This is a genomic window from Phytohabitans houttuyneae, assembly GCF_011764425.1.
GTDB lineage: Bacteria > Actinomycetota > Actinomycetes > Mycobacteriales > Micromonosporaceae > Phytohabitans > Phytohabitans houttuyneae.
Genome location: NZ_BLPF01000002.1, coordinates 728320 through 748349, shown reverse-complemented (window position 1 = coordinate 748349; position 20030 = coordinate 728320). Strand labels below are relative to the sequence as shown.

The window sequence follows — 20030 nt, the reverse complement described above, 5'->3', positions numbered from 1 at the left end:
CTAGCCTCGCCCACCACCCTGCTGATGTCGATGAGTCGACAGGCTCTCTGACGGCTGGCGCCGCAGCGGCCGGAGTACGGGGGCCGGCCGGTGCGGCGCCAGCCGTCTCTTGACGCCGTGCGGGACAACCACGTCCAAATAGGGGGACACGTCCAAATAGGGGGATAGGCATGGGTAATACCCGCAGGTTCTTCACCGCCGCCGTGGCCGCATTCATGGCGGCGGCCTTGTGGCCGGCGGCGCCCGCCGCCGCCGATCCATCCTGCCCACCCAGCCACCATTGCGGCTTTGTCCTGGGTATCGGCAGTGACCGGCACGCGTTTTTCAACAGCGACCCGGACTTCCGGGACAACTACTTTCCCAGTGGCGTGACGGTGGACAACAACATCCAGTCCGCCAGCAACTCCTCCTCCGGCAACTATCGGAGCGTCTACTACTACGGCTACAACTACTCCAACTACAACTTCTGCGTAAACCCGGGCGGCCGGGTCGAGTCGTGGGAGCTGAGCAACAACGGCGTGCGTGGCGACTACATCGGGCAGGCCGACGAATCAGGTTCACTACGCATGATCGTCGGGGCCTCGGCGGCATGCTTCTCCTGAACCGCGCGCAAGGGTCCGGCGGCCAGCGGCCGCCGGACCGGTTCAACTACCGGGTCGCGAGCGTGCTCGCCGTCGCGGCACTGGTCGCGGTGGTCGCGACCGTCGCCACACGCAGCACGCCAGGCTCCTCGGCCGCCGGCCGGCCACCGCAGCACCGGCCACCGCCGATCGACGTCATCTACGAAACCACCCCGGCCACGCACCGGGTCGCGCTTGCCGAGCACCGCCTCACCTCCGCCTGCATGACCAGGCAGGGGTACCAGTACCGCGCCGCGCCGCCCTCCGACGGGCAGGTGGCCGACCGACCCACCCCGTTCGGCTACGAGACCCTGCCGGCCGCCGCCGGCACGTCGGCTCCGCCAGCGGCCGAGACGGGTACCGAGGATCCGGCCTACGGGCGCGCGCTGCACGGCGACCCCGCGAAACGGCTCACCGTCGAGGTCGACGCCATGCGCGTTTCCGGGCCCGGCGGGGGATGCATCGCCGAGGCCAAACAGCGCCTCCTCGGCGACCGGCGGGCGCGGTGGATGGAGCTGCAGATCCAGCTCTTCAAGATCCAGGACCGGGCGCTGCGCGGGCTGCCTGAGGACGGCCGCTTCCGGGCCGCGACCGACCGGTGGCGCGCGTGCGTACGCGAGCGCGGCTTCACCTGGGCCAACCCGCTGGAGGTGCAGCGGGACCTGCCCGTCAACGCCGATCCACGCACCGACCCGGGTACGCGGGCCGATGTCGAGTGCAAACAGGACACCGGCTACCTCGCCGACGCGTACGCCAGCCTCGCCGACGCCCAGCGACGCGAGCTCGGAGACGAGCCGACCGCGCTGACCGAGTGGCAGGGCCTCCTACGCGGTCAGGACGAGGCCGCCACAGCGGTGCTCAACGGGGCGCGCTGAGCCGTATTCGCGGGCCGACCGCCGGAGGGGAAATCGCATGCGTTTGGCCGACGAGCTCGAACCGAAGCTGGTTGAGATCCGCAGGTGGGCGATGGAGCTGTTCGCCGCCAACGAGCTGCACAAGTACGGGCTGCACTTCGACGACCGGGGCGAGGTGGCCTTCGACTGGGCAAATCCGATGAACCAGCCGACGCTCGGCCAGCAATGGGACGAGGAGGCGCAGAGGCAGCTCATCGCCACCGCGCAGGAGCAGACGTCCCGGTTCAACAGCGACCTCGACGCGCTCCTGGCCCGGTTCCGGGCGTACTACGACCTGGACTCGCTCAACCTGACCGCGCTGGTGGGTCTGCTCGGTGGACAGAGCGCCGAGCCGCCGCCCGACGGGCCGCCAGCCACCATCCACGACCGCATCGGGTACGCCGACCTCACCGTGGCGGAGGTCAGCGCGCTGATCGTCGAGTGGCAGTGGCAGGGTGATGCCGCACAGACCTTCCACAGCAGGTTCCTCGTGCCGTTTCACGACACCTCGCTGCGGCAGAGGGCGTACGTCTACCAGATGGCGGTCACGGCACAGACGCTGCACGACTACGTGATCGCCATCGGCAACGCGCTGCTCATGGCCGCGGAGGAGTGCCTCGCCGCACTCGGCAAGCCGGGCATCCCGCCGACGGAGGAGGAGTTCGCCAGCGCGATGCTCGGCCTGTCCATCGCGTCGGTCGTGTTCGGCGCGCTGTCGCTGTTTCCGCCTCTCGCGCCGGTCGCCGGGCCCATCTCGCTGGGCGCGGGTGTCGTCACGCTCGCGGCGCCGTACGTCGTCGATCCCCGAGCGAACCCCGGAGTCGCCGAGGTGGGGGCCGACGGCGGCACCGTCTGGGAAGTCATCCAGGCCACCTGGCAGACGCTCACCACGATCGAGCAGTCCTTCACCGACGGGGACGTCAAGCTGTCGGCCGCCCTCGCGGAAGTCCTGACCAGCGAAAGGGCGCTCGCCAACCCCGGCATGGCCATGGACCCGCCACAGATCGCCAACCCGGGCGCGGAGACGTTCGAGGCTCTGACGCTCAACAGGTCCACCGGCGTACCACTGGACCGGGATCCCGTCGTCCTGACCGTCGTCGCGCTGTACCGGGCCGGCAAGGTCAACCTGGCCGGTGCCGCTGGCCAGTACGCGCAGGCCTCGCGGGAACTCGCGTTCTGCATGACGCCGGGGTCGCTCGCCCGGTTCTTCCCGCGGTCGGTGGAAGAGTTCGAGGACGCCCGGATCAGGCTCGACGGGCTGCTGACCCGCACCGAGGAAGCCCTGGACGCCGCCGGTGTCGCCGTGGTGGATGCCGCGACGGCGTTTCAGCTCAGCGACGATCAGGCCGCGGAGTTCATCCGCAGGACGGCCGACCTGCGCACGCCCTCCGCCGTCCCGGAGCCCGGCCGCGTGGGCGGCGTCTGACCGCGTCAGATCAGGCCGGTGAACTGGCTTTCGACGTACGCCCGCTTGGCCTGCTCGTCACGGTCGGAGCGCAGATATCGCGTCCAGGCCAGGTGCTCGTGCGCCACCGCGCCGAACTCCCAGACGCAGATGGCGCCGCGGTGCGTGCCCTGCGGAAGCAGCCGGAACGGCTCACCGTCGCGGACGTCCATGTAGTACACCGACTCCCACATCTCGTTGTTGCTCCGCCAGGTGAACACCAGCAGGAGGTGGATGTGTTCGCCGGAAAGGTGGTCGATGACGAACCCGAGGTCGCCGGAAATGGGCAGCCGGCCGGTGGCCGCCTCGGCGCGCAGAAACTCGCGCGCCTTGAGGTCGACGTCGGGATCGACCCGCTGGTCCTCGCGGTGGAGGTCGTACCACTTCAGATATGCGTCGGGCAGGACCAGCGCCGGCCGCGGGACAATCGCTTTCGTGACGTGGTGATAGTCCTCGTCCACGACGTTTCCCACGCTTGCCAGGCTGCCGATCGTCGACGTCATAGGCTCGACCGTAGCGCGACCGGCAGCCGCGGCCTGCCCCAAGCTCAGATCCGCGCTCTGGCCTGCTCGATGTGCCGCACGATGGCGTGGGCGTCGTGGGCGCGCGCGATGGCAAGCGCCTCGTCGAGCGTGGCGAACGCGTCCGCCCGGCGGTCCTGAGCCGCCGCGATGTAGGCCAGCCCGACCATGTTGGAGGCGACGCCCGGCAGGGCACCGACCTCCCGGCGCAGCCGCGACGACTCCTCCAGCCGCTCACGCGCCTCGTCCAGCCGGCCGGCCGCGTGCGCCGCGATGCCCAGGTGACGCAGCGCCTCGGACCAGGTCGGCTTGTCACCGGCCTGCGCCGCGAGCCGGCGGGACCGCTCGAGGTACGGCAGCGCGGTCTCGTCGTCACGGCGGATGAACTGGTGCAGGCAGCCGATCCAGAACGACGCCTCGGCCTCACCGCGCGTGTCCCCCAGCGCCTGGTACAACTCGAACGCGCGCTCGAAGGACGCCAGCTCCTCGGGATCCTCGACGGGCGGAGAACCAGCGTCGGCCGGCGCGCTCTGAAACCGCGCGTGCAGAAGCAGCCCACGCGCCAACGCGGCATCGGCCTCGACTGCGGCCAGGCCCTTTTCAGCGTCGCCAAGCGCGCTGGTATCGCCGCCGTAAACAGCCCGCGCATAGGCAACTCTTGCGCGTTCGATCCGCTCGTCGGTGCTCATCGCCGCCCCCGTTGGCATCGCCACCACCGGCCAGGTCACCTCGCCGCCCGGCCGGGCCTCCAGCGGGCGACAAATGTCGCGGCCGCGTGGACCGGTGATGCGTTGGCGGCGACGGCCATGGCCGCCAACGCGTCAACCGGCACTACTTGTTTGCGGCGTGGTACTCGTCGACGATGGCCGCGGGGATCCGGCCACGGTCCGACAGTTCCTTACCCTGCTTGGCCGCCCACTTGCGGATTGCCTTGTTTTCATCCCGGCCACCTGCCCGGCGCCCACCGACCGTTCCCCGCGGTCCTGATGTGGACGTCCCCGACCGACCGATTCGCGTACCAGCCTCCTGATACACCGCCAGCAGCGAGCGGAGCTTACCCGCGTTTCTGCCCGATAGATCGATGGAGTAGTCGACCCCGTCAATGCCGAACCTGACGGTCTCGTCCGCAGCCTTACCGTCCATGTCGTCAATCAGCGTCTCGATTACCTGCCGCGCCACGACTCCACACCCCCACATGCAAATGTTTCCGGGAAGACTACCCCGAACCGCTACACCAGCGGTGCGCGACTCGGCCCTCGTGCGGTCCCACCGTGTAGTGCGCACAATGCCAATATGCCGATCGGTACCAGAACCGGCGGCCGCATGGGATCAAATGGAAGTACGCCTGACGGACCCGATCAGTCGGGCGGCTCGGCCAGGCGTTCCGACCGGGTCCAACTGGCCCAGCCACGCTCGCGCATCAGGTCGAACATCCGCCGCGCGCGGGGATCGGACTCGATGGCGAGGGCGTCCAGGAGGTGAAACGGCAGGTCGTCGTGGGCCATCTCCTCGGGGAGGACCTCGCCGGAGGTGTACGCCCGCTCGGCCAGGCCGGCCATGATGTCGGCGACCTCCTCCAGGCGGGGGTCGTCGGCCTCGGCGTCGTTTTCGAGCATCTCCGACAGCAGCCGGTAGAGCCGGATGACCTGCGGGTCATCGAGCTGCGCGTGTTTGGCGGACATGACGTCCCGCATGCGATCGGGCCAGCGTGCCACCACCAGGATCCAGCCGTCCCGCTCGGCCTGCACGATCCGCTCTGAGACCCCGATCTCCCGCAGCCGATCGAGATAGGCGGTCACCTCGGGTGGCAGCGCCAGACCGTCCCCGGCGGTGAGCTGCGCGATCTGCTTGCGGCTTGTCTCGAGGCGCTCGATCTCCTCGCGCAGGCGGCTGTCGATCCGCTCGACCGCTTCGGCGAAGGTGGACGCGTCGGCTTCGAGCATCCGGCCGATCTCGGACAGCGGCACACCACCGTTGGCGAGGGTGCGGATCTTGATCAGAGACACGACCGCCGTCGCGCCGTACCGGCGGTACCCCGAGGCGTCGCGCTCCGGCTCGGGCAGGAGTCCGACCTGGTGATAGTGCCGCACGGCCCGCACCGTGACGCCGGCGTACTCCGCCAGTTGACCGATCGTCAGCATGCTCTGATCCTGCCCTCGACGCGCCCGGCCGGCGCCGGCTCAGGAGATCCTGCGGCGGTAGGCGCCGGAGGCGAACATGTAGGCGACGACCAGGATGCCGGCGCACCAGGCGACGGCGGTCCAGATGTCGGTGCCCACCGGCTGCTGGGTGAGCAGGTCGCGGATCGTGTTGACGATCGAGGTCACCGGCTGGTGTTCGGCGAAGACGCGCACCGGGCCGGGCATGGTTTCGGTGGGCACGAAGGCCGAGCTGATGAACGGCAGGAAGATGAGCGGATAGGAGAACGCGCTCGCGCCGTCCACGCTCTTCGCGGTGAGGCCGGGGATGACGGCGATCCAGGTCAGAGCCAGGGTGAACAGGATGAGGAGGCCGGCGACCGCGAGCCAGGCCAGTACCCCCGCTCCCGAGCGGAAGCCGATGAGCAGCGCGACGCCGACGACGACCGCGAGCGAGACCACGTTGGCGACCAGCGAGGTCAGCACGTGCGCCCACAGCACCGACGAGCGGGCGATCGGCATGGACTGGAACCGCTCGAAGATCCCGCCCTTCAGGTCCATCAGGAGCCGGAGGGCGGTGTAGGCGACCCCCGATGCGACGGTGATGAGCAGGATGCCGGGCAGCAGGTAGTTCACGTACGAGACCGACCCGGTGTCGATCGCGCCGCCGAACACGTAGACGAACAGCAGCATCATGGCGACCGGTGTGATCGCGGTCGTGATGACGGTGTCCAGGCTTCGCGTGACGTGGCGCATGGTCCGTCCAGTGAGGACGGCGGTGTCGCCGAAAAAGCGTGTGGCCATTGTCGCTCCTCAGTTCCCATCTTCGCCGGCGTCGCCGACCACAGCGAGAAAGACGTCTTCGAGGGAGGGCTGTTTCTCGACGTACTCGACCTTGGCGGGCGGCAGCAGCTGTCTGAGCTCGGCCAGCGTGCCGTCGACGATGATCCGGCCCTTGTGGAGGATCGCGATCCGGTCGGCCAGCTGCTCGGCCTCGTCCAGGTACTGCGTGGTGAGCAGCACCGTCGTGCCGCCCTCGGCGAGCTTCCTGACGGCCTGCCACGCCTCGATGCGCGCCTGCGGGTCGAGCCCGGTCGTCGGCTCGTCGAGGAAGATGACGGGCGGGCTCCCGACCAGGCTCATCGCGATGTCCAGCCGGCGGCGCATGCCACCGGAGTACGTCGCCACCCGCCGCGCGCCGGCCTCGCTCAGCGCGAAGCGACGGAGGAGGTCGTCCGCGATCGCGCCCGGGTCGTCGAGCCGCCGCAGCCTGGCGACCAGGACGAGGTTCTCCCGCCCGCTGAGGATCTCGTCGACCGCCGCGAACTGCCCGGTGAGGCTGATGGACGCGCGTACGTCGGCCGCCTGCGTCGCGACATCGAAGCCGTTGACCCGGGCGGTACCGGCGTCGGCCCTGAGCAGCGTGGACAGGATCCTCACCACCGTGGTCTTGCCCGCCCCGTTCGAGCCGAGCAGGGCGAAGATGCTGCCCGGCGCCACGTCGAAGTCCACGCCGCGCAGCACGTGCAGCTCCTTGTACGACTTCTCCAGGCCCTGCACATGGATCGCGGGCCCACGGGCCTGACCGGTTGCCGGCGGGATGCTCATGGCGGCCAGCATGGAGGGTTGACGCTGCGTCAGGGTCAAGCCCGCTTCTTCGGCGGTTCTTCACGACCCACCTGTACGGTGCGGGCATGGTCGACGGGTGGCACCGCTGGGTCGGCACGTTCACCGGCGTCGTCCTTCTCACGGTGCTCGTCCTGCCGCTGGCCGCGCTGCTGGTCTGGGTCATGGCACGCCGTCGCACCCGCACTGGCGCCACGCCTGCGTGGGCGTGGCGGATGTCGCTGGCCGAGGTCGGCATCGTCTACGGGACGGTGCCGTGGGTATGGATGATCATGTTGCCGGGCGAGAAGGCCGGCGAGGTTTCCGGCCGGCTGAGCCTGGTACCGCTGCGGGATCTGGTCACGATCGTCTCCGACGGCGGGCCGGTGACGCTGGTCGGTCAGGTCGTCGGCAACCTGCTGGTGTTCGCGGCGCTGGGCTTCTTCGCGCCGATGCGGTTCGCGGCGCTGGCGTCGGTACCGCGGATCCTGGCACTGGCGGCGGGCTGCTCGGTCCTGGTCGAGACCGCGCAGTACCTCCTGCGACTGGATCGGGTCTCGTCCGTGGACGACGTCCTGCTCAACGCCGCCGGCGCCGGACTGGCCGCGCTGGCCTCGCGCCGCTGGTGGCGCGCTACGGCGCGAGAGCGTCGGCCAGAGCCTTCGCCAGCCACTGCTCATATTGGTCGGGCGACCAGCCACGGTCGTTGACGAGCAGCTCGTAGACCTCTGGGGAGATCAGCGTCCAGACGATGTCGCGGGCGCGGTCGGCGTCGAGATCGGCACGTAGACCGCCGGTCGAGGCCAGGTGGCTCACCATGTGACCGGCTCCGATGAGCCGTTCGCCGTTGATGGTCGTGCGGAACTCGGTCAGTTCGGGATCACCGCCGCGGGCGGCGGCGAGCACCTTGGCGAGCATCGGTCCGACGCGTTCGCCGATCTGGCGCGCCGCGGCGGCGTATCGGGCGAGCTTGTCACGGGGGTTGGTGGCGGCACGCACGGCCTTGATCTCGGGCCGGTCGATCATCGGGATGGGCTCGTCGTCGCCGGCGAGCGTGACGTCGTACACGGCCTTGATCAGCGCCGTCTTGGTGCCGAACGCCTTCTTGACGGTCTCGGCGGACACGCCCGCGTGCGCGGCGACGTCACGCATGGTGACGGCCGCGGGGCCGCGCTCGGTGAGCAGGTCGCGGGCGGCGTCGAGGACGCGGCGGCGGGTCAGCTGCGCCTGCTCGGCACGGCGGGTGTTGTCGTATGCCCGACGGGACATTGCGTACCACCAAACGGTATTCAATACTTGCGTGGTGTACCCGATACTATCGAGGAGCCATCTTGCGCACCATCGACAGTGACGCCTGCGTCGCGTCCATGAAGATCATGGCCTCCGGCGACCTCGGCGAGCTGGCCCGGGTCGTCCACCCGGAAGCGGTCAACCGCGAGGCGAAGGACGAGCCGCTCGACTGCCGCGGCCGCGGACCGGCCGCGTTCGCCGCCACAGCCCGGTGGCTGCGATCCGCGTTCGCGGACCTGGACTTCGACATCCACGATGTCGCGACCGACGGCGACCTGGTCGTCGTGCACTGCACCATGTCCGGTCGCCAGACCGGCACGTTCCTGGCATACGACGAGCGCGGCGAGGTCGCCCAGGCGTTCCCCTCCCGGGGCCGCACGATGGCGATCACGCAGACGCACTGGTTCCGGCTCCGGGACGGCCAGGTCGTCGAGCACTGGGCCAACCGCGACGACCTCGGCATGGCCAGCCAGCTCGGCTGGGTGCCGCCGACGCCGGGGTACCTGTGGCGGATGGTTCGCGCCCGGCGAAGCGCCCGCCGCCAGCAAGCCCGCTCGTCGTAATCGCGGCTCCTGCCATTGTTGGAAAACTGCGCTGCCGCCTCACGGCGCTTGGGGAAAATGTGTGGAAGGGAAGCTCAAAACGGGGGGAAACAGCATGGAGTCGAGGCGAAGATCAAACCTGCTGTACGTGGCCGTCGCGATTACACCGCTGGTCCTGGTCGGATGTACCTCGCACAACAGTCCGGACGGCCGGCCGACCGGGGCGCCGGTCGCGCCGCTGGAACTTGTCGTGACCCCAGCCGACCAGGCACGCGACGTGCCGATCAGCGCCGAGCTGGGCACCGCCGTCAAGGGCGGGCGGGTCACCGACGTGCGGATCACCGACGACAAGGGCACACCGGTCAAGGCCGAACCGCGCGAGGACGCGTCCGCCTGGGTCCCGACCACGCCCCTGCAACCCCGCCGGACCTACACCGCCGAGGTGACCGCCACCGGCGATTCCGGAAAAACGGTCACCCAGAAAACAACATTTACCACGATGCCTAAATCGACGAAGCCGGTCGTCACCACTACGCTCTATTTCACCGACGACCGGACGTACGGCACCGCAATGCCGGTAACCGTGCGATTCGACCCACCAATTGCGAAAGACGCCAGGGCGGATGTGCAGCGCAGGTTGTTCGTAAAGACCAACCCGCCCCAGCCCGGGACCTGGTCCTGGCTTGCCGACGGCGGCGAGGCCTACTACCGGGCGCCCGACTTCTGGCGTCCCGGCACGACGATCAGCGTCCGCACCGGCCTGCAGGGGCTGCCGATCGGAAAGGGCCACGTCGGAGACGTCGACCGCACCGCCACCGCAAAGATCGGCCGCCAGGTCGCCTTGGAGATCGACAACGCCACCAAACAGATGTCGGTCCTGCGCGACGGCAAGCTGATCCGCAAGATCCCGGTCAGCCTCGGCAGGCCGAACACGCCGACCTCCAGCGGCAAGATGGTGATCATGGAGAAGCACGACTACACGCGGTTCGACACCCGCAACGAGCCGAACGGCGGCTACGTGGTCGACGTCGCGGACGCCCAGCGGCTCACCTGGGGCGGCGAGTTCATCCACGCGGCGCCGTGGTCCGAGGGCGATCAGGGCCACACCAACGTCTCGCACGGCTGTACCAACGTCTCCTCGGCCGCGGCCGACTGGCTGATGAGCGTCACTCAGGTCGGCGACCTGGTCACGGTCAAGGGCACCGGGGTGGACCTGGCACCGGGCAACGGCTGGACGGCCTGGAACGTCAGCTGGGACGAGTTCGTCGAGGGCAGCGCGCTGCCCGTGCCAGCCGAACTGCGACCGGCCCCGCCCGCGGAGGAGCGCCCCAACACCGCCGGCGGCGGCGGAACGCCGGCGCCGGTCCCGTCCACAAGTGCCGGCGACTGATCAGGCCGGCGCGGCGGGTAAGGGATGATCATTTCATGGCAGACGTGACCATCCACAAAGTAGGCGCGGAGGCGGTCGACCGGCTGGAGCCACTGTGGCTGGCCTTGCACGAGCACCACCAGTCGGTCGCACCGCCTGCGGTCTATCAGCCGCCGCATCGCTCGTGGGCCGCCCGTCGCGGCGCGTACCTGGAATGGCTGGCGTCGCCGGGCTCGTTCATCCTTCTCGCCGAGAAAGGGCAGGAGGCGGTCGGCTACGCGATGGTCCACGTCAAGCCGGGGCCGGACGACACCTGGGTCACCGGTGACCGGATCGCCGAGCTGGAGACGCTCTCGGTAGCGCCAGCCGCACGCGGGGCGGGCATCGGGACCATGCTGCTCGACGGGGTGGACGCCGAGCTTGCCGCGCAGGGCATCGGCGACCTTTTCATCGCTGCCCTGCACGGCAATGACGCCGCGATCCGCCTCTACCAGCGCCGCGGCCTGCGTCCGGTGATGGTCCACCTTGCCCGCTTCGCCGCGGAACCCACCGGCTGATCTGATCACGCCGGCGCGGGCCGCAGGTGGAGCCCTAATCTCAGGCGCCGCTGGCCTGCTGCCACTTGCTCAGGCCGCTCTGCACGTCGTCGACGTTCATCACCGGCAGGAGCTCGATCTTCGCGCCCATCTCGACGAAGAGCGGCTCGGCGAGCATCGGGATGTCCGACGGGTCGTTCAGGTCGAACACGATGAACGCGCCGCGGTGGCCGTTGATCGTGGTGAAGTAGGCGGCTTCGGGCTTGAGCTGCTCCATCGTCGCGCCGAGCACCTGCGACAGCCGGCCCTCCTTGATCGCCCGGTTGCCGGCCTCCGTGTCGAACTCTGCCTTCATCAGCACGCGCATCTCATCACCCCTGGCGGCTAGGTGGCGGTGCCGGAGCATCCGTACACCGGTCCTCACCAGCAGTATTTCGGCGGCGGTGCTCCCCCGGCGGCGGTATTCACACATTCATGGGACTGGCTCCCGGCAGCTGACAACCTCCGGCAGTCCGCGCCGCGGTACGAGACGGCGGCGACCTGAGGCGCGGCCCAGCTCACGCTTGGGCGGCGAGGCTGAGCGAGCCGAGCAGCGCGGCATCCTGCGCGAACGTCGAGAGCACGACCTCAGGCGGGTACGGCAGGGCGCGCGCGAGCCGCTCGATCAGCAGGTCGCGGACAAGCTCGTCGCGGGCGACGCCGCCGACGAGCACCACGCGCTTCGGGTCCAAGAGCAGGCAGCAGGTGACCACGTGGCGGGCAAGTTCGTCGATGCGCGGCATCAACGCGTCCCGGGCCGGGCCGGGAGACCGGGCGGCGGTGCACAGGCCGGCCGCACCGCCGGGCAGATTGAGCCGGTCGGCCAGCTCGTCGAGGGCTCGGCCGGAGAAGTCGGCCTCCAGCCGCGCCTCAGCCGAGGTCGGCCAGCCGGGGCCGCTGACGGCGTACGCGATCTCGCCGGCCGCGCCGCGGTGTCCGGGTATCACCGCGCCGTTGACCGTGATGGCGGCCGCGACGCCGGTACCGAGCCCGATCACCAGGCCGGGGTCCGCGTCGCGCAGCGCACCGCGGTCCAGTTCGGCGAGGGCGGCGGCATTGAGGTCGTTTGCCACTTGTACGCGGGTGATGCCGAGATGGTCGCGGACCGCTTCGGCCAGTCGCAGCTGCTCCCAGCCCGGGACGTTGGGGGCGAGGTCGATCCCATCGTCACGGATCACGCCCGGTGAGGCGATACCGGCCGCGTGCAGGGTGCCGCCCGTGTCGGTGACGAGCTTCTGCGCCAGGTCGAGGGCGCGGGCCAGGGCTTGCCGCGCACCGCGTGCCGCGCGGGTCGGTACCCGCTCGGAGATCAGCAGGCGTCCGTCGGCGTCACCGATCCCGATCGCCATCTTGGTACCGCCGAAGTCGATGCCCAGGAGCCGCCGGTCGTGCTGGAGGTTCACTTGGCGGCCCTCTCCGCGACGGCGGCCGCGAGCGTGACGTCGGCATCTTCGAGCCGCTGGCGCAGAGCGGTGGCGCGCCCGACCACGTCGTCCAATGTGGAGCGGATTCGAGTGACCTGTGCGCGCACGGCCGCCTCTCCCGGCCCGTCGACCTGCTCCCGGGCCAGGACGAGCTCGGGGCGCAGCGCCGCGGCGACGAGGTCGCGGACCGCGTCGTCGGTGAGCGTGCCGACGCCGGCGGTTTGCGCCACCTCGCGTACCCCCGCGTCGGTCCACGTCGAAGGCGCGCCGGCGCGGACGAGCCGGCCGACGACGGAGTGGGCGGCGCGGAACGGCACGCCGTGCCGAGTCAGCGCGTCAGCGGCGGCGGTCGTCGTCGCACCGGTCGCCACGATGGCCTCGCCGGTCGGCGTGTGCAGCGGCTCCAGCCGCTGGAACAGCCCGCCGAGCAGGGCGAAGAACCGGTACGCGCGGTCGTTGCTCTCCCAGAGCCGCACCTGAACGTCCGTGGTGGCGTTGTTGGAATCCTCCCACCACGCCGCGCCGACGTTGTTGTAGACGGACGCGGCGTCAGCGGCCGCGGCTCCGGCCATCGAGACGAGATGCTCCATGACGACGGGGTTTCGCTTCTGCGGCATGATCGTGCTGCCCTGCGTGAAGTCTTCGGGCGTGCGCACCCACTCCCAGCTGAGCCAGTCCATGAGCGTGCGGGTGAACCGGGCACCGGTCGCCATCGCCTGCGCGTTGAGCGCGGCGGTCCGCATGAGGTGGTCGGCGCCGGCGACCGCCTCGTACGAGTTGACGATCAGCTCGTCGAAGCCGAGCAGCTCGGCCAGCCGGCGCGGGTCGATGTCGAGGTCGGTGCCGGCGAAGGCGCACGACCCCAGCGGCGAGCGGTTCATCTCGGCCAGCAAGCTCGAGTAGGCCGCGGCCTGCCCCGCCAGCGCCTCGGCGTACCCGGCGAGCACGTGCCCCATGCTGGTTGGTTGGGCCGGGCGCCGGTGCGTGTACCCGACGACGACCACGTCGGCGTAGCGGTCGGCACGGTTCAGCAGCTCGGCGCCCGCGTCTATGATCGCGGCCAGCACGCGGAGCAGCTGGTCGCGCAGGATCATCCGGAACACGCCGGCATCCAGGTCGTTGCGGCTGCGGGCGAGCTGCACGTTGAGCTCGCTGGTCGGTATGCCGCAGGCTTCGGCGAGGCGTTTTTCCAGCGTGTAGTAGACGTCCTCGACGGAGCCGTCATAGGTGAACGTCTCCGGCCGGTCATCGCGGAGGGTGATCAGCCCGCCCAGCATCTGCGCCGCGGACTCGGCGGGGATCAGGCCCCGCTCGGCCAGCATCACCACGTGCGCCTCGCTCGCCTTCACCATCGGCCCGTACAGCTGGGTCGCGTGGTGATCGAAGGTGAACCGCAGGTGATGCTGCTGGTACGTGGTCAACGACGGACGGGTCATGGCGTTTCCCCCGGTTGTGATGGTGGTACCGGATCGGTGCTGGGCGGGCTGGGCAGCGGCGCCGCGACCCAGGCCCGAAGGATCTCGCCGAGCCGTGTGGCGGCCAGTTCGCGTACCCGCCGGCCGGCCGTCTCGCTGGCGAGTGAGACGTAGCCGCTCCAGCCCTGCCATGGCTCGGGTCGGGACTCGATCAGGGCGTACGGGTGGGGTGTCGGCAGCTTGGGCCGGGGCGGCAGGTCGGCGGCGGCGCCCGGGTTCACCGCCGCCGGGTCGAAGCCGAGTACCGCCGAGGTCTCGTACGCGCCGCCGTGACCGCGGGAGGTCAGCTCGCCGAAGATCTCCGTGGTCTCGTCGGCGCCGACGAGCTGAAACCAGTTCACCAGCATGAGGCTGGCCTGCCGGCGGCCGGACACCCACTCCATCGCCGCCCGCGCCACGGACATGTTCGCGTCGTGCGCGTTGACCACGAGCACGCGCGGGAAGCCGGCGGCCACGATGCCTTCGAGCACGTCGCACAGGTAGGCGACGGCGGTCTCGGGGCGTACCGCGACGGTCCCGGGCCACGGCCGGGTCTGGCCGGGGCAGGCCGCGTACGCCACGGGCGGGAAGAGCACGGCCCGCACCCCGGCACTGTCTACTTCGGACGCGAAACCCTCGGCGAGGATGAGGTCGGTGCCGAGCGGCAGGTGCGGCCCGTGCCATTCGACGGCGCCGACGGGCAGCACGGCCAGGTCGGCCGCCTCGGCGACACGGGCCAGCTCGTGCCCCGGCAGCCGGCTGGCCGGGACCAACCCGCCGCGGGCCTGCCAGGTGTCGATCAGTTCGTCCATTGCTCCGCCTGCCGTGACGCGGCTCGGCCGCCGCCGCTTTCGAGCCGTCCGGAAAACCACATCACCACGAAGATGAGGACGACCTGGAGCATGCCGTAAGCGGCCGCGGTGCCCATCTCGAAGGAGTACATGCGGTTGTTGATGGCCACGGAGATGGGGACCGTGGACGAGGTGTAGATGAGCACCGAGGCGACGAACTCGCCGACACCGTGCACGAAGGCGAGGAGCGCACCGACGATCACGCCCGGCAGCATGAGCCGCACGGTGATGTTCAGGAACGCCCGCGGCCAGGACGCGCCAAGGTTTCGGGCCGCCTCTTCGAGCGAGTGGTCGACCAGCGCCAGCGACGCCGAGCTGGCCCGGAACACAAGTGGCAGGAACCGCACGAAGTAGGCGAGCGGCAGGATCCAGAAGGTGCCGATCAGCGCCTGCCCGAAGCTGAACCCGTTGCCGGTGCTGAAGGCGGAGATGAGGTTGATGGCCACGACGGTGCCGGGCAGCGCCCAGGCGATCATGACACCGATGTCGAGCAGGCTCCGTCCGACGAACCGCAGCCGCCGCACGGCGTACGCGATGAGCACGCCCACCACGACGCAGCCAGCGGTGGCCAGCAGGCTCATCTGGAGCGAGTTGAGAATCGGCTCGAAGGCTTTCGGCTCGGTCAGGATCGTAACGAAGTTCTCCATTGTGTACTCGGAGGGATGACCTCCGTGGTCCACGACCCGTCAGCGGAGAGGGCGACCAGCGCGATCGTGGCGACCGGGGCGAGCAGCACGATCGTCGCCAGGACCGAGGCCACCGGGGCGAGCCACCGCCCGACCGGGTTGGCGATCTCCCGGCGCTGGGCGGAGATGCCCTTGGACTGCGACATGTAGCTGCGCCGCCCTTCGTACCAGCGCATGATCAGCAGGAACGCGATCGACACCAGGCCGAGCACCGCGGCGTATGTAGAGGCCATGGGCAGGTCGCCGTTGGTGCGGTTGATGTAGATCTGCATGGTCATGGTCTGGTCGACGCCGAACAGCAGCGGCGCCGTGTAGGACGCGAGCGAGGTCATGAAGACCAGCAGTGAGGCGGAGACCAGCGCGGGGGTCAGCATCGGCAGCAGGACCGTGCGCCACACCCGGACCCGTCCGGCGCCGAGGTTGTAGGCGGCCTCCTCGATCGAGGGGTCCATGCCGGCGAGTGCGGCCGACGCCGCGAGATAGAAGAACGGGTACATGGTGAAGGTGTGCACGACCAGCACGCCGGCGATGCCGTCGAACGCCAGCACCGGCTGCTCGGTGCCGAAGAGTTTCTGCAGCGCGCGCGGGAGGATGCCGATGTCGCTGTACAGCATCTGGAAGGAGACCGCCCCGATCAGCGGTGGCAGCGCGGCGGGCACCAGGATGAACGCCTCGATGAGGCGGCGGCCGGCGAAGGAGAAGCGCTTGAGCAGGAACGCCATCGCGACGCCGACGACCCCGCAGAGCAACACGCTGGCCGCCGAGATCACCAGCGAGGTGAGCAGGGACGTGCGTGCGACGCCGGAGGACGTGAAGAACTGGGTGTAGTTGGCAGTGCCGTCCTCGCTGACGCTCTCCACGAAGGTGGCGAGCATCGGCTGCACCACGTAACCCCAGAGGATCAGCACGAGCGGGGCGACCAGCAGGTACGGGAACCAGGCCGAGTTCGCGCCGCCGCGCAGTCGCTGTTTCAGCCGCACAGCGGTCACGGCCGTACCACCCACAGCCGCTGGGCCGAGGGCAGGCGCAGCCCGACCCGGTCGCCGACGCCGATCCGCTCCGGCGTGTCGACGGCGGCGACGGTCATCTGCGTCTTCTCGCCGCCGGTGTCGACGTCGCGGGTAGCAACGTCGCGGGTAGCAACGTCGCGGGTAGCAACGTCGAGGGTGAGGTGGGTGGTCATGCCGGTGAACTCGACCGCGGTGACCTGTCCCCGCAGGGCGTCGGCGTCGGTGGCGCTGACCAGGGTGACGTACTCGGGGCGGGCCGAGACCAAGGCGGTGTCGCCTTCGCGCAGCCCGTGTCCCTCGGGCGCGCCGGCGGATACCTGCCCACCGCTGGGCAGCACCACGTCGACGCGGGTCGCCTCGGCGGCGGCGACCGGCAGCGACAGCACGTTGCTGCGGCCGATGAATCGCGCCACGAACGCGTTGGCCGGCTGGTGGTAGACCTCGCGCGGCGTGCCGACCTGCTGTACCCGCCCGGACTGCATGACCGCGATGCGGTCGGACATGGCCATCGCCTCGGCCTGGTCGTGGGTCACGTAGATCGAGGTGGTGCCGGACTCTCGCTGGATCCGGCGGATCTCGGTGCGGGTCTCCTCGCGAAGCTTGGCGTCCAAGTTGGACAGTGGCTCGTCGAGCAGCAGCATGCGCGGCCGGATCACCAGTGCGCGGGCCAGCGCGACGCGCTGCTGCTGGCCGCCGGAGAGCTGGTCGATGCGGCGCGGTCCGTACCCGTCGAGATGCACCTCGGCGAGCGCCTCGGCCACCCGCCGGGCCGCGTCGGCCCGGGAGACCTTGCGGACCTTCAGGCCGTACGCGACGTTCTGCGCCACGGTCATGTGTGGAAACAGCGCGTAGTTCTGGAACACCATGCCGGTGTCGCGCTTGTTCGGCGCGAGCCGGGTGACGTCCTGGCCGCCGAAGCGGATGTTGCCCGCGCTCGGGAAGTAGAACCCGGCGACCATGCGCAGTGTGGTCGTCTTCCCGCATCCGCTCGGCCCGAGGAGCGTGAAGAACTCGCCCGCGCCGATGGTGAGGTTGACGTCGTCGACGGCGGCGGCGTCGCCGGACTTGGCGAAGCGCTTGCTCACCGATTCGAGCTCGACGTCGATCATCTGTCCTCCAGGTCAGCTCCCGGGCCGGGCCGCCGCGAGTGCGCGGCGGCCCGGCTGCCGGTCAGCCCTTGTTCTTGATCTCGGCGTTCCAATGGTTGATCCACTCGGTTTCGTGCTTGGCGATCACGTCCCAGTCGACGTCCATCGGCTTGAGACCGAGGTTGGCCAACCACTCCGGCTGCTCCGCGATCGGTACGGCCGGGATCTGGAAGAAGTCCTTGGCCAGGCTGGCCCGCAGCGTGCCGTCGTAAAGGAACTCCAGGAAGGTCTTTGCGCCTTCGGAGTTGCCGCCCTTGATGACGGCGACACCGTCGACCAGGACCGGAGCGCCGGACGCGGGCATCACAAACCCGAACGGCATGTTGGACTGCTCGGACTGCAGCAGGATGTCCTGCAGGTTCCAGGCGCTCAGCACGCCCTGCTCGCGGGACATCTTGAGATAGAGGTCAGCGGGGTTGGCGGCGTACTCGACGGTGTTGGCGTCGAGCTTCTTGAGCCAGTCGTAGCCGGGCTGCGGGTTGCTGCCGTCCGCCGACAGGCGCTGGATCATCGAGGCGTAGATCGACCGCATGGTGCCGGACGCGGGCACGTCGCGGATGATGACCTTGTCTTTCCACTTGGGATCGATCAGCTCGTCCCAGTCCTTCGGCGCCTGGTCGGCCGGGATCGCCTTGTTGTTGTACATGATGACCTCGGGCAGCAGGATCTCGCCGAACCAGCGGCCCTGTGCGTCCTTGTACCTGGCGTCCATCTCGCCGGCGAAGGCCGGCTGCCACGCCTCGAGCAGGTCCTCGTTCGCGCCGCTGGACAGGCCCTGCTGGGTACCGCCCCACCAGACTGAACCCTGCGGGTTGGCCTTCTCCGCGCGGGTGCGTTCCAGCACCTCCTGGGCGCCCATGTTGAGCACCTCGACCTTGCCCTTGTACTCGGGGTGCTTGGCGACGAACTGCTCGACGACGTAGTCGGTGACCTTCTTGTCGCGGGCGCTGTAGACGACGATCTTCTCGGCCGCGGCGCCGCCGCCGCTCGGGGTTTCGGTCTCGTCACTGTCGCCGCCACACGCGGCCAGGCTGGCGACCATCGCGCCGAGCGCGATGCTGAGAGCCAGGCGACGTCTCATGGGTACCTCCGGGGGGTGGTTTATCGGTTTGCGCCAGGAATCGGTCAGGTGAGGGCGGGGAGGCGTACCGCGGCCGACAGGGCATAGCTGATCGCGCCGTGCAGCACCGCCTGGTCTCCGAGCACTGCCCGCCGTACCTCCGTCGAGGCGGGCGCCTTGGCGGAGACCAGGTTCTGGATCTTTGCCAGCGCCGCGTCGTCGAGTTGGGCCGCCGCGCCGCTGAGCAGTACCCGGCCCGGGTCGACGACGCAGGCACAGGTGACGATGAGCCGGGCCCAGGCGTGCAACACCTCATCGAGGTAGTCACGGGCCGCGGCGGAGGTGTCGGCGAGGCCGATCAGCTCGCTGACCGGCGTTTCGGGTCGCCGGCCGGGATGCAGGGCAACGACCCGTTCGGCGATGGCGTTGGCCGACCAACGCGCCTCGAAGGGACCGACGCCGCCGTATGCGGGCGCCGGCTCGGGGTCGAGCGGGAGGAAGCCGACCTCGCCGGCCGCGCTGCTCGCCCCGCGGCGCACCTTGCCGTCGAGGATGAGCCCGGCGCCGATCCCGTCGGCTACGTGTAGCAGCAGCAGGTCGTCGACGTCCTTACCCGCGCCGGCCACCCGCTCCCCCGCGGCCATGAGGTTGACGTCGTTGTCGACGACGACCGGCACGCCGAGCTCGCGCTGCACGGTCTGGCCGATCGGCTCGGCTTCCACGAGCCCGACCGACGGGGCGAGCCGGACCGCGCCGTCCGAAGAGACCCCGGGCACCGCGATCGCTACGCCGCACAGCGCGGGGCGGCTGTCCCCGACGAGTTCCGCGACGAAATGGCAGACCGTCTGGACCATGTCGCCGCCGAGCCGCGACGTCCGGTGCGCGATCACCGTGCCGTTGCTGTCGGCGATCTCGCAGGTGATCCGCGGCGGCTCCAGGGAGACCGCGGCGACAAGTTCGGCGCGGGGGTTGAACTCGAGCATCGCCCGTGGCCGGCCGGTGGTCTGCGCGGCCGTGCCCCGCTCGATGAGGTAGCCCTCCGCGATCAGCTCGCGCACCAGGGCGGTCAGGGTTGCGGGCGGCAGCCCGGTGCGCTCGGCCAGGTCGACGCGCGACAGCAGGCGTGCCTGCCGAGCAGCCGAGATCACCGACTGGCGCTTGATCTCACGCGACCGCTCGCGGCTGACCGGACTGGTCGGCGTCTTCCCCTCGGTGATCATGCTTTCTTACTAGTGCGAAGAAACTCCCCCGGTCAAGTCACGAAATGATCTCGACTGAGGGCGCTGACCTGGCACTTCTCATGTCCACATAGGGCTTCACATCGGGCATACCAGATGTTTCGACCCATGACTCGCCATGATTCTTTCCATAGCGAAGAAAGTGCCCAGACGGGTATTGAC

General features: G+C 69.8%; 23 protein-coding genes. 7 read left to right on the top strand and 16 right to left on the bottom strand.

Translation table 11 applies throughout. The annotated features are described in order from the left end of the window. Window positions 1–170: 170 nt before the first annotated feature. Genes Phou_RS26805 through Phou_RS26795 form a run of 3 tightly spaced genes read left to right on the top strand, consistent with a single transcriptional unit; the run spans window position 171 to window position 2939 of the window. The gene (locus Phou_RS26805; RefSeq protein WP_173060452.1) at window positions 171–602 is read left to right on the top strand and encodes a hypothetical protein; all 432 of its coding nucleotides are present in this window, start codon (window positions 171–173) and stop codon (window positions 600–602) included. Further along, window positions 590–1495 carry a hypothetical protein gene (locus tag Phou_RS26800; protein ID WP_173060450.1) on the top strand — a complete coding sequence of 302 codons (906 nt, stop codon included), beginning with the start codon at window positions 590–592 and terminating at the stop codon, window positions 1493–1495. Before Phou_RS26805 ends, Phou_RS26800 begins: the two co-directional genes overlap by 13 nt. Window positions 1496–1532: 37 nt before the next feature. Next, a complete protein-coding gene (locus tag Phou_RS26795; protein WP_173060447.1) occupies window positions 1533–2939 on the top strand; it encodes a hypothetical protein in 1407 nt (468 codons plus the stop codon). Between the two features lie 5 nt (window positions 2940–2944). Here the strand turns inward: Phou_RS26795 and Phou_RS26790 are convergent, their stop codons facing one another. From Phou_RS26790 to Phou_RS26765, 6 genes are all read right to left on the bottom strand, one after another. Next, window positions 2945–3460, bottom strand: coding sequence for a hypothetical protein (locus tag Phou_RS26790; RefSeq protein ID WP_173060444.1), 516 nt, complete (start codon window positions 3458–3460; stop codon window positions 2945–2947). Between the two features lie 44 nt (window positions 3461–3504). After that, on the bottom strand, window positions 3505–4167 hold the full coding sequence (locus Phou_RS26785) for a tetratricopeptide repeat protein (protein WP_173060441.1): 663 nt from the start codon (window positions 4165–4167) through the stop codon (window positions 3505–3507). A 142-nt stretch (window positions 4168–4309) separates the two neighbouring features. Then, complete coding sequence (locus Phou_RS26780; protein ID WP_173060438.1) at window positions 4310–4657, bottom strand: histone-like nucleoid-structuring protein Lsr2; 348 nt, start codon at window positions 4655–4657, stop codon at window positions 4310–4312. A 179-nt stretch (window positions 4658–4836) separates the two neighbouring features. Next, entirely contained in the window at window positions 4837–5619 is a 783-nt protein-coding gene (locus Phou_RS26775) for a MerR family transcriptional regulator (RefSeq protein WP_173060435.1), read from the bottom strand. A gap of 39 nt (window positions 5620–5658) precedes the next feature. Beyond that, the gene (locus Phou_RS26770; protein WP_173060432.1) at window positions 5659–6420 is read right to left on the bottom strand and encodes an ABC transporter permease; all 762 of its coding nucleotides are present in this window, start codon (window positions 6418–6420) and stop codon (window positions 5659–5661) included. Window positions 6421–6429: 9 nt separating this feature from the next. Next, entirely contained in the window at window positions 6430–7224 is a 795-nt protein-coding gene (locus tag Phou_RS26765; RefSeq protein ID WP_246274076.1) for an ABC transporter ATP-binding protein, read from the bottom strand. An 86-nt stretch (window positions 7225–7310) separates the two neighbouring features. Here Phou_RS26765 and Phou_RS26760 point away from each other — a divergent pair, with 86 nt between their 5' ends. Beyond that, window positions 7311–7931: a VanZ family protein gene (locus Phou_RS26760; RefSeq protein ID WP_173060430.1), complete on the top strand. Its 621-nt coding sequence runs from the start codon at window positions 7311–7313 to the stop codon at window positions 7929–7931. Here the strand turns inward: Phou_RS26760 and Phou_RS26755 are convergent. Beyond that, window positions 7855–8490, bottom strand: coding sequence for a TetR/AcrR family transcriptional regulator (locus Phou_RS26755; RefSeq protein WP_173060427.1), 636 nt, complete (start codon window positions 8488–8490; stop codon window positions 7855–7857). The two genes, Phou_RS26760 and Phou_RS26755, sit on opposite strands and share 77 nt — an antisense overlap. A gap of 62 nt (window positions 8491–8552) precedes the next feature. On the opposite strand from Phou_RS26755, the gene Phou_RS26750 reads away from it, so the two are divergent. The 3 genes from Phou_RS26750 (at window position 8553) to Phou_RS26740 (ending at window position 10979) form a co-directional block, all read left to right on the top strand. Then, window positions 8553–9074: an ester cyclase gene (locus Phou_RS26750; protein WP_246273880.1), complete on the top strand. Its 522-nt coding sequence runs from the start codon at window positions 8553–8555 to the stop codon at window positions 9072–9074. 94 nt (window positions 9075–9168) lie between these two features. Continuing rightward, the gene (locus Phou_RS26745; RefSeq protein ID WP_173060424.1) at window positions 9169–10443 is read left to right on the top strand and encodes a L,D-transpeptidase; all 1275 of its coding nucleotides are present in this window, start codon (window positions 9169–9171) and stop codon (window positions 10441–10443) included. Between the two features lie 35 nt (window positions 10444–10478). Further along, the gene (locus Phou_RS26740; RefSeq protein WP_173060421.1) at window positions 10479–10979 is read left to right on the top strand and encodes a GNAT family N-acetyltransferase; all 501 of its coding nucleotides are present in this window, start codon (window positions 10479–10481) and stop codon (window positions 10977–10979) included. Window positions 10980–11019: 40 nt separating this feature from the next. On the opposite strand, the gene Phou_RS26735 is transcribed toward Phou_RS26740, so the two are convergent. From Phou_RS26735 to Phou_RS26700, 9 genes are all read right to left on the bottom strand, one after another. Further along, entirely contained in the window at window positions 11020–11325 is a 306-nt protein-coding gene (locus tag Phou_RS26735) for a hypothetical protein (protein ID WP_173060418.1), read from the bottom strand. A gap of 190 nt (window positions 11326–11515) precedes the next feature. Next, window positions 11516–12400, bottom strand: coding sequence for an ROK family protein (locus Phou_RS26730; protein WP_246273879.1), 885 nt, complete (start codon window positions 12398–12400; stop codon window positions 11516–11518). Next, on the bottom strand, window positions 12397–13857 hold the full coding sequence (locus Phou_RS26725; RefSeq protein WP_173060415.1) for an argininosuccinate lyase: 1461 nt from the start codon (window positions 13855–13857) through the stop codon (window positions 12397–12399). Before Phou_RS26725 ends, Phou_RS26730 begins: the two co-directional genes overlap by 4 nt. Then, window positions 13854–14687 (bottom strand): creatininase family protein, encoded by an 834-nt coding sequence (locus Phou_RS26720; protein ID WP_173060412.1) that lies wholly within the window; start codon window positions 14685–14687, stop codon window positions 13854–13856. Before Phou_RS26720 ends, Phou_RS26725 begins: the two co-directional genes overlap by 4 nt. Then, window positions 14675–15373: an ABC transporter permease gene (locus Phou_RS53065; RefSeq protein WP_246273878.1), complete on the bottom strand. Its 699-nt coding sequence runs from the start codon at window positions 15371–15373 to the stop codon at window positions 14675–14677. The genes Phou_RS26720 and Phou_RS53065 overlap by 13 nt, the downstream gene beginning before the upstream one ends. Continuing rightward, the gene (locus Phou_RS53060) at window positions 15349–16401 is read right to left on the bottom strand and encodes an ABC transporter permease (RefSeq protein WP_246273877.1); all 1053 of its coding nucleotides are present in this window, start codon (window positions 16399–16401) and stop codon (window positions 15349–15351) included. Before Phou_RS53060 ends, Phou_RS53065 begins: the two co-directional genes overlap by 25 nt. Beyond that, window positions 16398–17531 (bottom strand): ABC transporter ATP-binding protein, encoded by a 1134-nt coding sequence (locus Phou_RS26710; protein ID WP_173060409.1) that lies wholly within the window; start codon window positions 17529–17531, stop codon window positions 16398–16400. Before Phou_RS26710 ends, Phou_RS53060 begins: the two co-directional genes overlap by 4 nt. Window positions 17532–17592: 61 nt before the next feature. Beyond that, window positions 17593–18651 (bottom strand): extracellular solute-binding protein, encoded by a 1059-nt coding sequence (locus tag Phou_RS26705; protein WP_173060406.1) that lies wholly within the window; start codon window positions 18649–18651, stop codon window positions 17593–17595. A gap of 44 nt (window positions 18652–18695) precedes the next feature. After that, a complete protein-coding gene (locus tag Phou_RS26700; protein WP_173060403.1) occupies window positions 18696–19850 on the bottom strand; it encodes an ROK family transcriptional regulator in 1155 nt (384 codons plus the stop codon). Window positions 19851–20030 lie beyond the last annotated feature (180 nt).

What these genes read in the sequence shown, in the direction of transcription:
- Phou_RS26805 (WP_173060452.1), top strand. Translation starts at nt 171, where the DNA reads ATGGGTAATACCCGCAGGTTCTTCACCGCCGCCGTGGCCGCATTCATG.
- Phou_RS26800 (WP_173060450.1), top strand. Translation starts at nt 590, where the DNA reads ATGCTTCTCCTGAACCGCGCGCAAGGGTCCGGCGGCCAGCGGCCGCCG.
- Phou_RS26795 (WP_173060447.1), top strand. Translation starts at nt 1,533, where the DNA reads ATGCGTTTGGCCGACGAGCTCGAACCGAAGCTGGTTGAGATCCGCAGG.
- Phou_RS26790 (WP_173060444.1), bottom strand. Translation starts at nt 3,460, where the DNA reads ATGACGTCGACGATCGGCAGCCTGGCAAGCGTGGGAAACGTCGTGGAC.
- Phou_RS26785 (WP_173060441.1), bottom strand. Translation starts at nt 4,167, where the DNA reads ATGAGCACCGACGAGCGGATCGAACGCGCAAGAGTTGCCTATGCGCGG.
- Phou_RS26775 (WP_173060435.1), bottom strand. Translation starts at nt 5,619, where the DNA reads ATGCTGACGATCGGTCAACTGGCGGAGTACGCCGGCGTCACGGTGCGG.
- Phou_RS26770 (WP_173060432.1), bottom strand. Translation starts at nt 6,420, where the DNA reads ATGGCCACACGCTTTTTCGGCGACACCGCCGTCCTCACTGGACGGACC.
- Phou_RS26765 (WP_246274076.1), bottom strand. Translation starts at nt 7,224, where the DNA reads ATGAGCATCCCGCCGGCAACCGGTCAGGCCCGTGGGCCCGCGATCCAT.
- Phou_RS26760 (WP_173060430.1), top strand. Translation starts at nt 7,311, where the DNA reads ATGGTCGACGGGTGGCACCGCTGGGTCGGCACGTTCACCGGCGTCGTC.
- Phou_RS26755 (WP_173060427.1), bottom strand. Translation starts at nt 8,490, where the DNA reads ATGTCCCGTCGGGCATACGACAACACCCGCCGTGCCGAGCAGGCGCAG.
- Phou_RS26745 (WP_173060424.1), top strand. Translation starts at nt 9,169, where the DNA reads ATGGAGTCGAGGCGAAGATCAAACCTGCTGTACGTGGCCGTCGCGATT.
- Phou_RS26740 (WP_173060421.1), top strand. Translation starts at nt 10,479, where the DNA reads ATGGCAGACGTGACCATCCACAAAGTAGGCGCGGAGGCGGTCGACCGG.
- Phou_RS26735 (WP_173060418.1), bottom strand. Translation starts at nt 11,325, where the DNA reads ATGCGCGTGCTGATGAAGGCAGAGTTCGACACGGAGGCCGGCAACCGG.
- Phou_RS26725 (WP_173060415.1), bottom strand. Translation starts at nt 13,857, where the DNA reads ATGACCCGTCCGTCGTTGACCACGTACCAGCAGCATCACCTGCGGTTC.
- Phou_RS26720 (WP_173060412.1), bottom strand. Translation starts at nt 14,687, where the DNA reads ATGGACGAACTGATCGACACCTGGCAGGCCCGCGGCGGGTTGGTCCCG.
- Phou_RS53065 (WP_246273878.1), bottom strand. Translation starts at nt 15,373, where the DNA reads ATGGAGAACTTCGTTACGATCCTGACCGAGCCGAAAGCCTTCGAGCCG.
- Phou_RS26710 (WP_173060409.1), bottom strand. Translation starts at nt 17,531, where the DNA reads ATGATCGACGTCGAGCTCGAATCGGTGAGCAAGCGCTTCGCCAAGTCC.
- Phou_RS26705 (WP_173060406.1), bottom strand. Translation starts at nt 18,651, where the DNA reads ATGAGACGTCGCCTGGCTCTCAGCATCGCGCTCGGCGCGATGGTCGCC.
- Phou_RS26700 (WP_173060403.1), bottom strand. Translation starts at nt 19,850, where the DNA reads ATGATCACCGAGGGGAAGACGCCGACCAGTCCGGTCAGCCGCGAGCGG.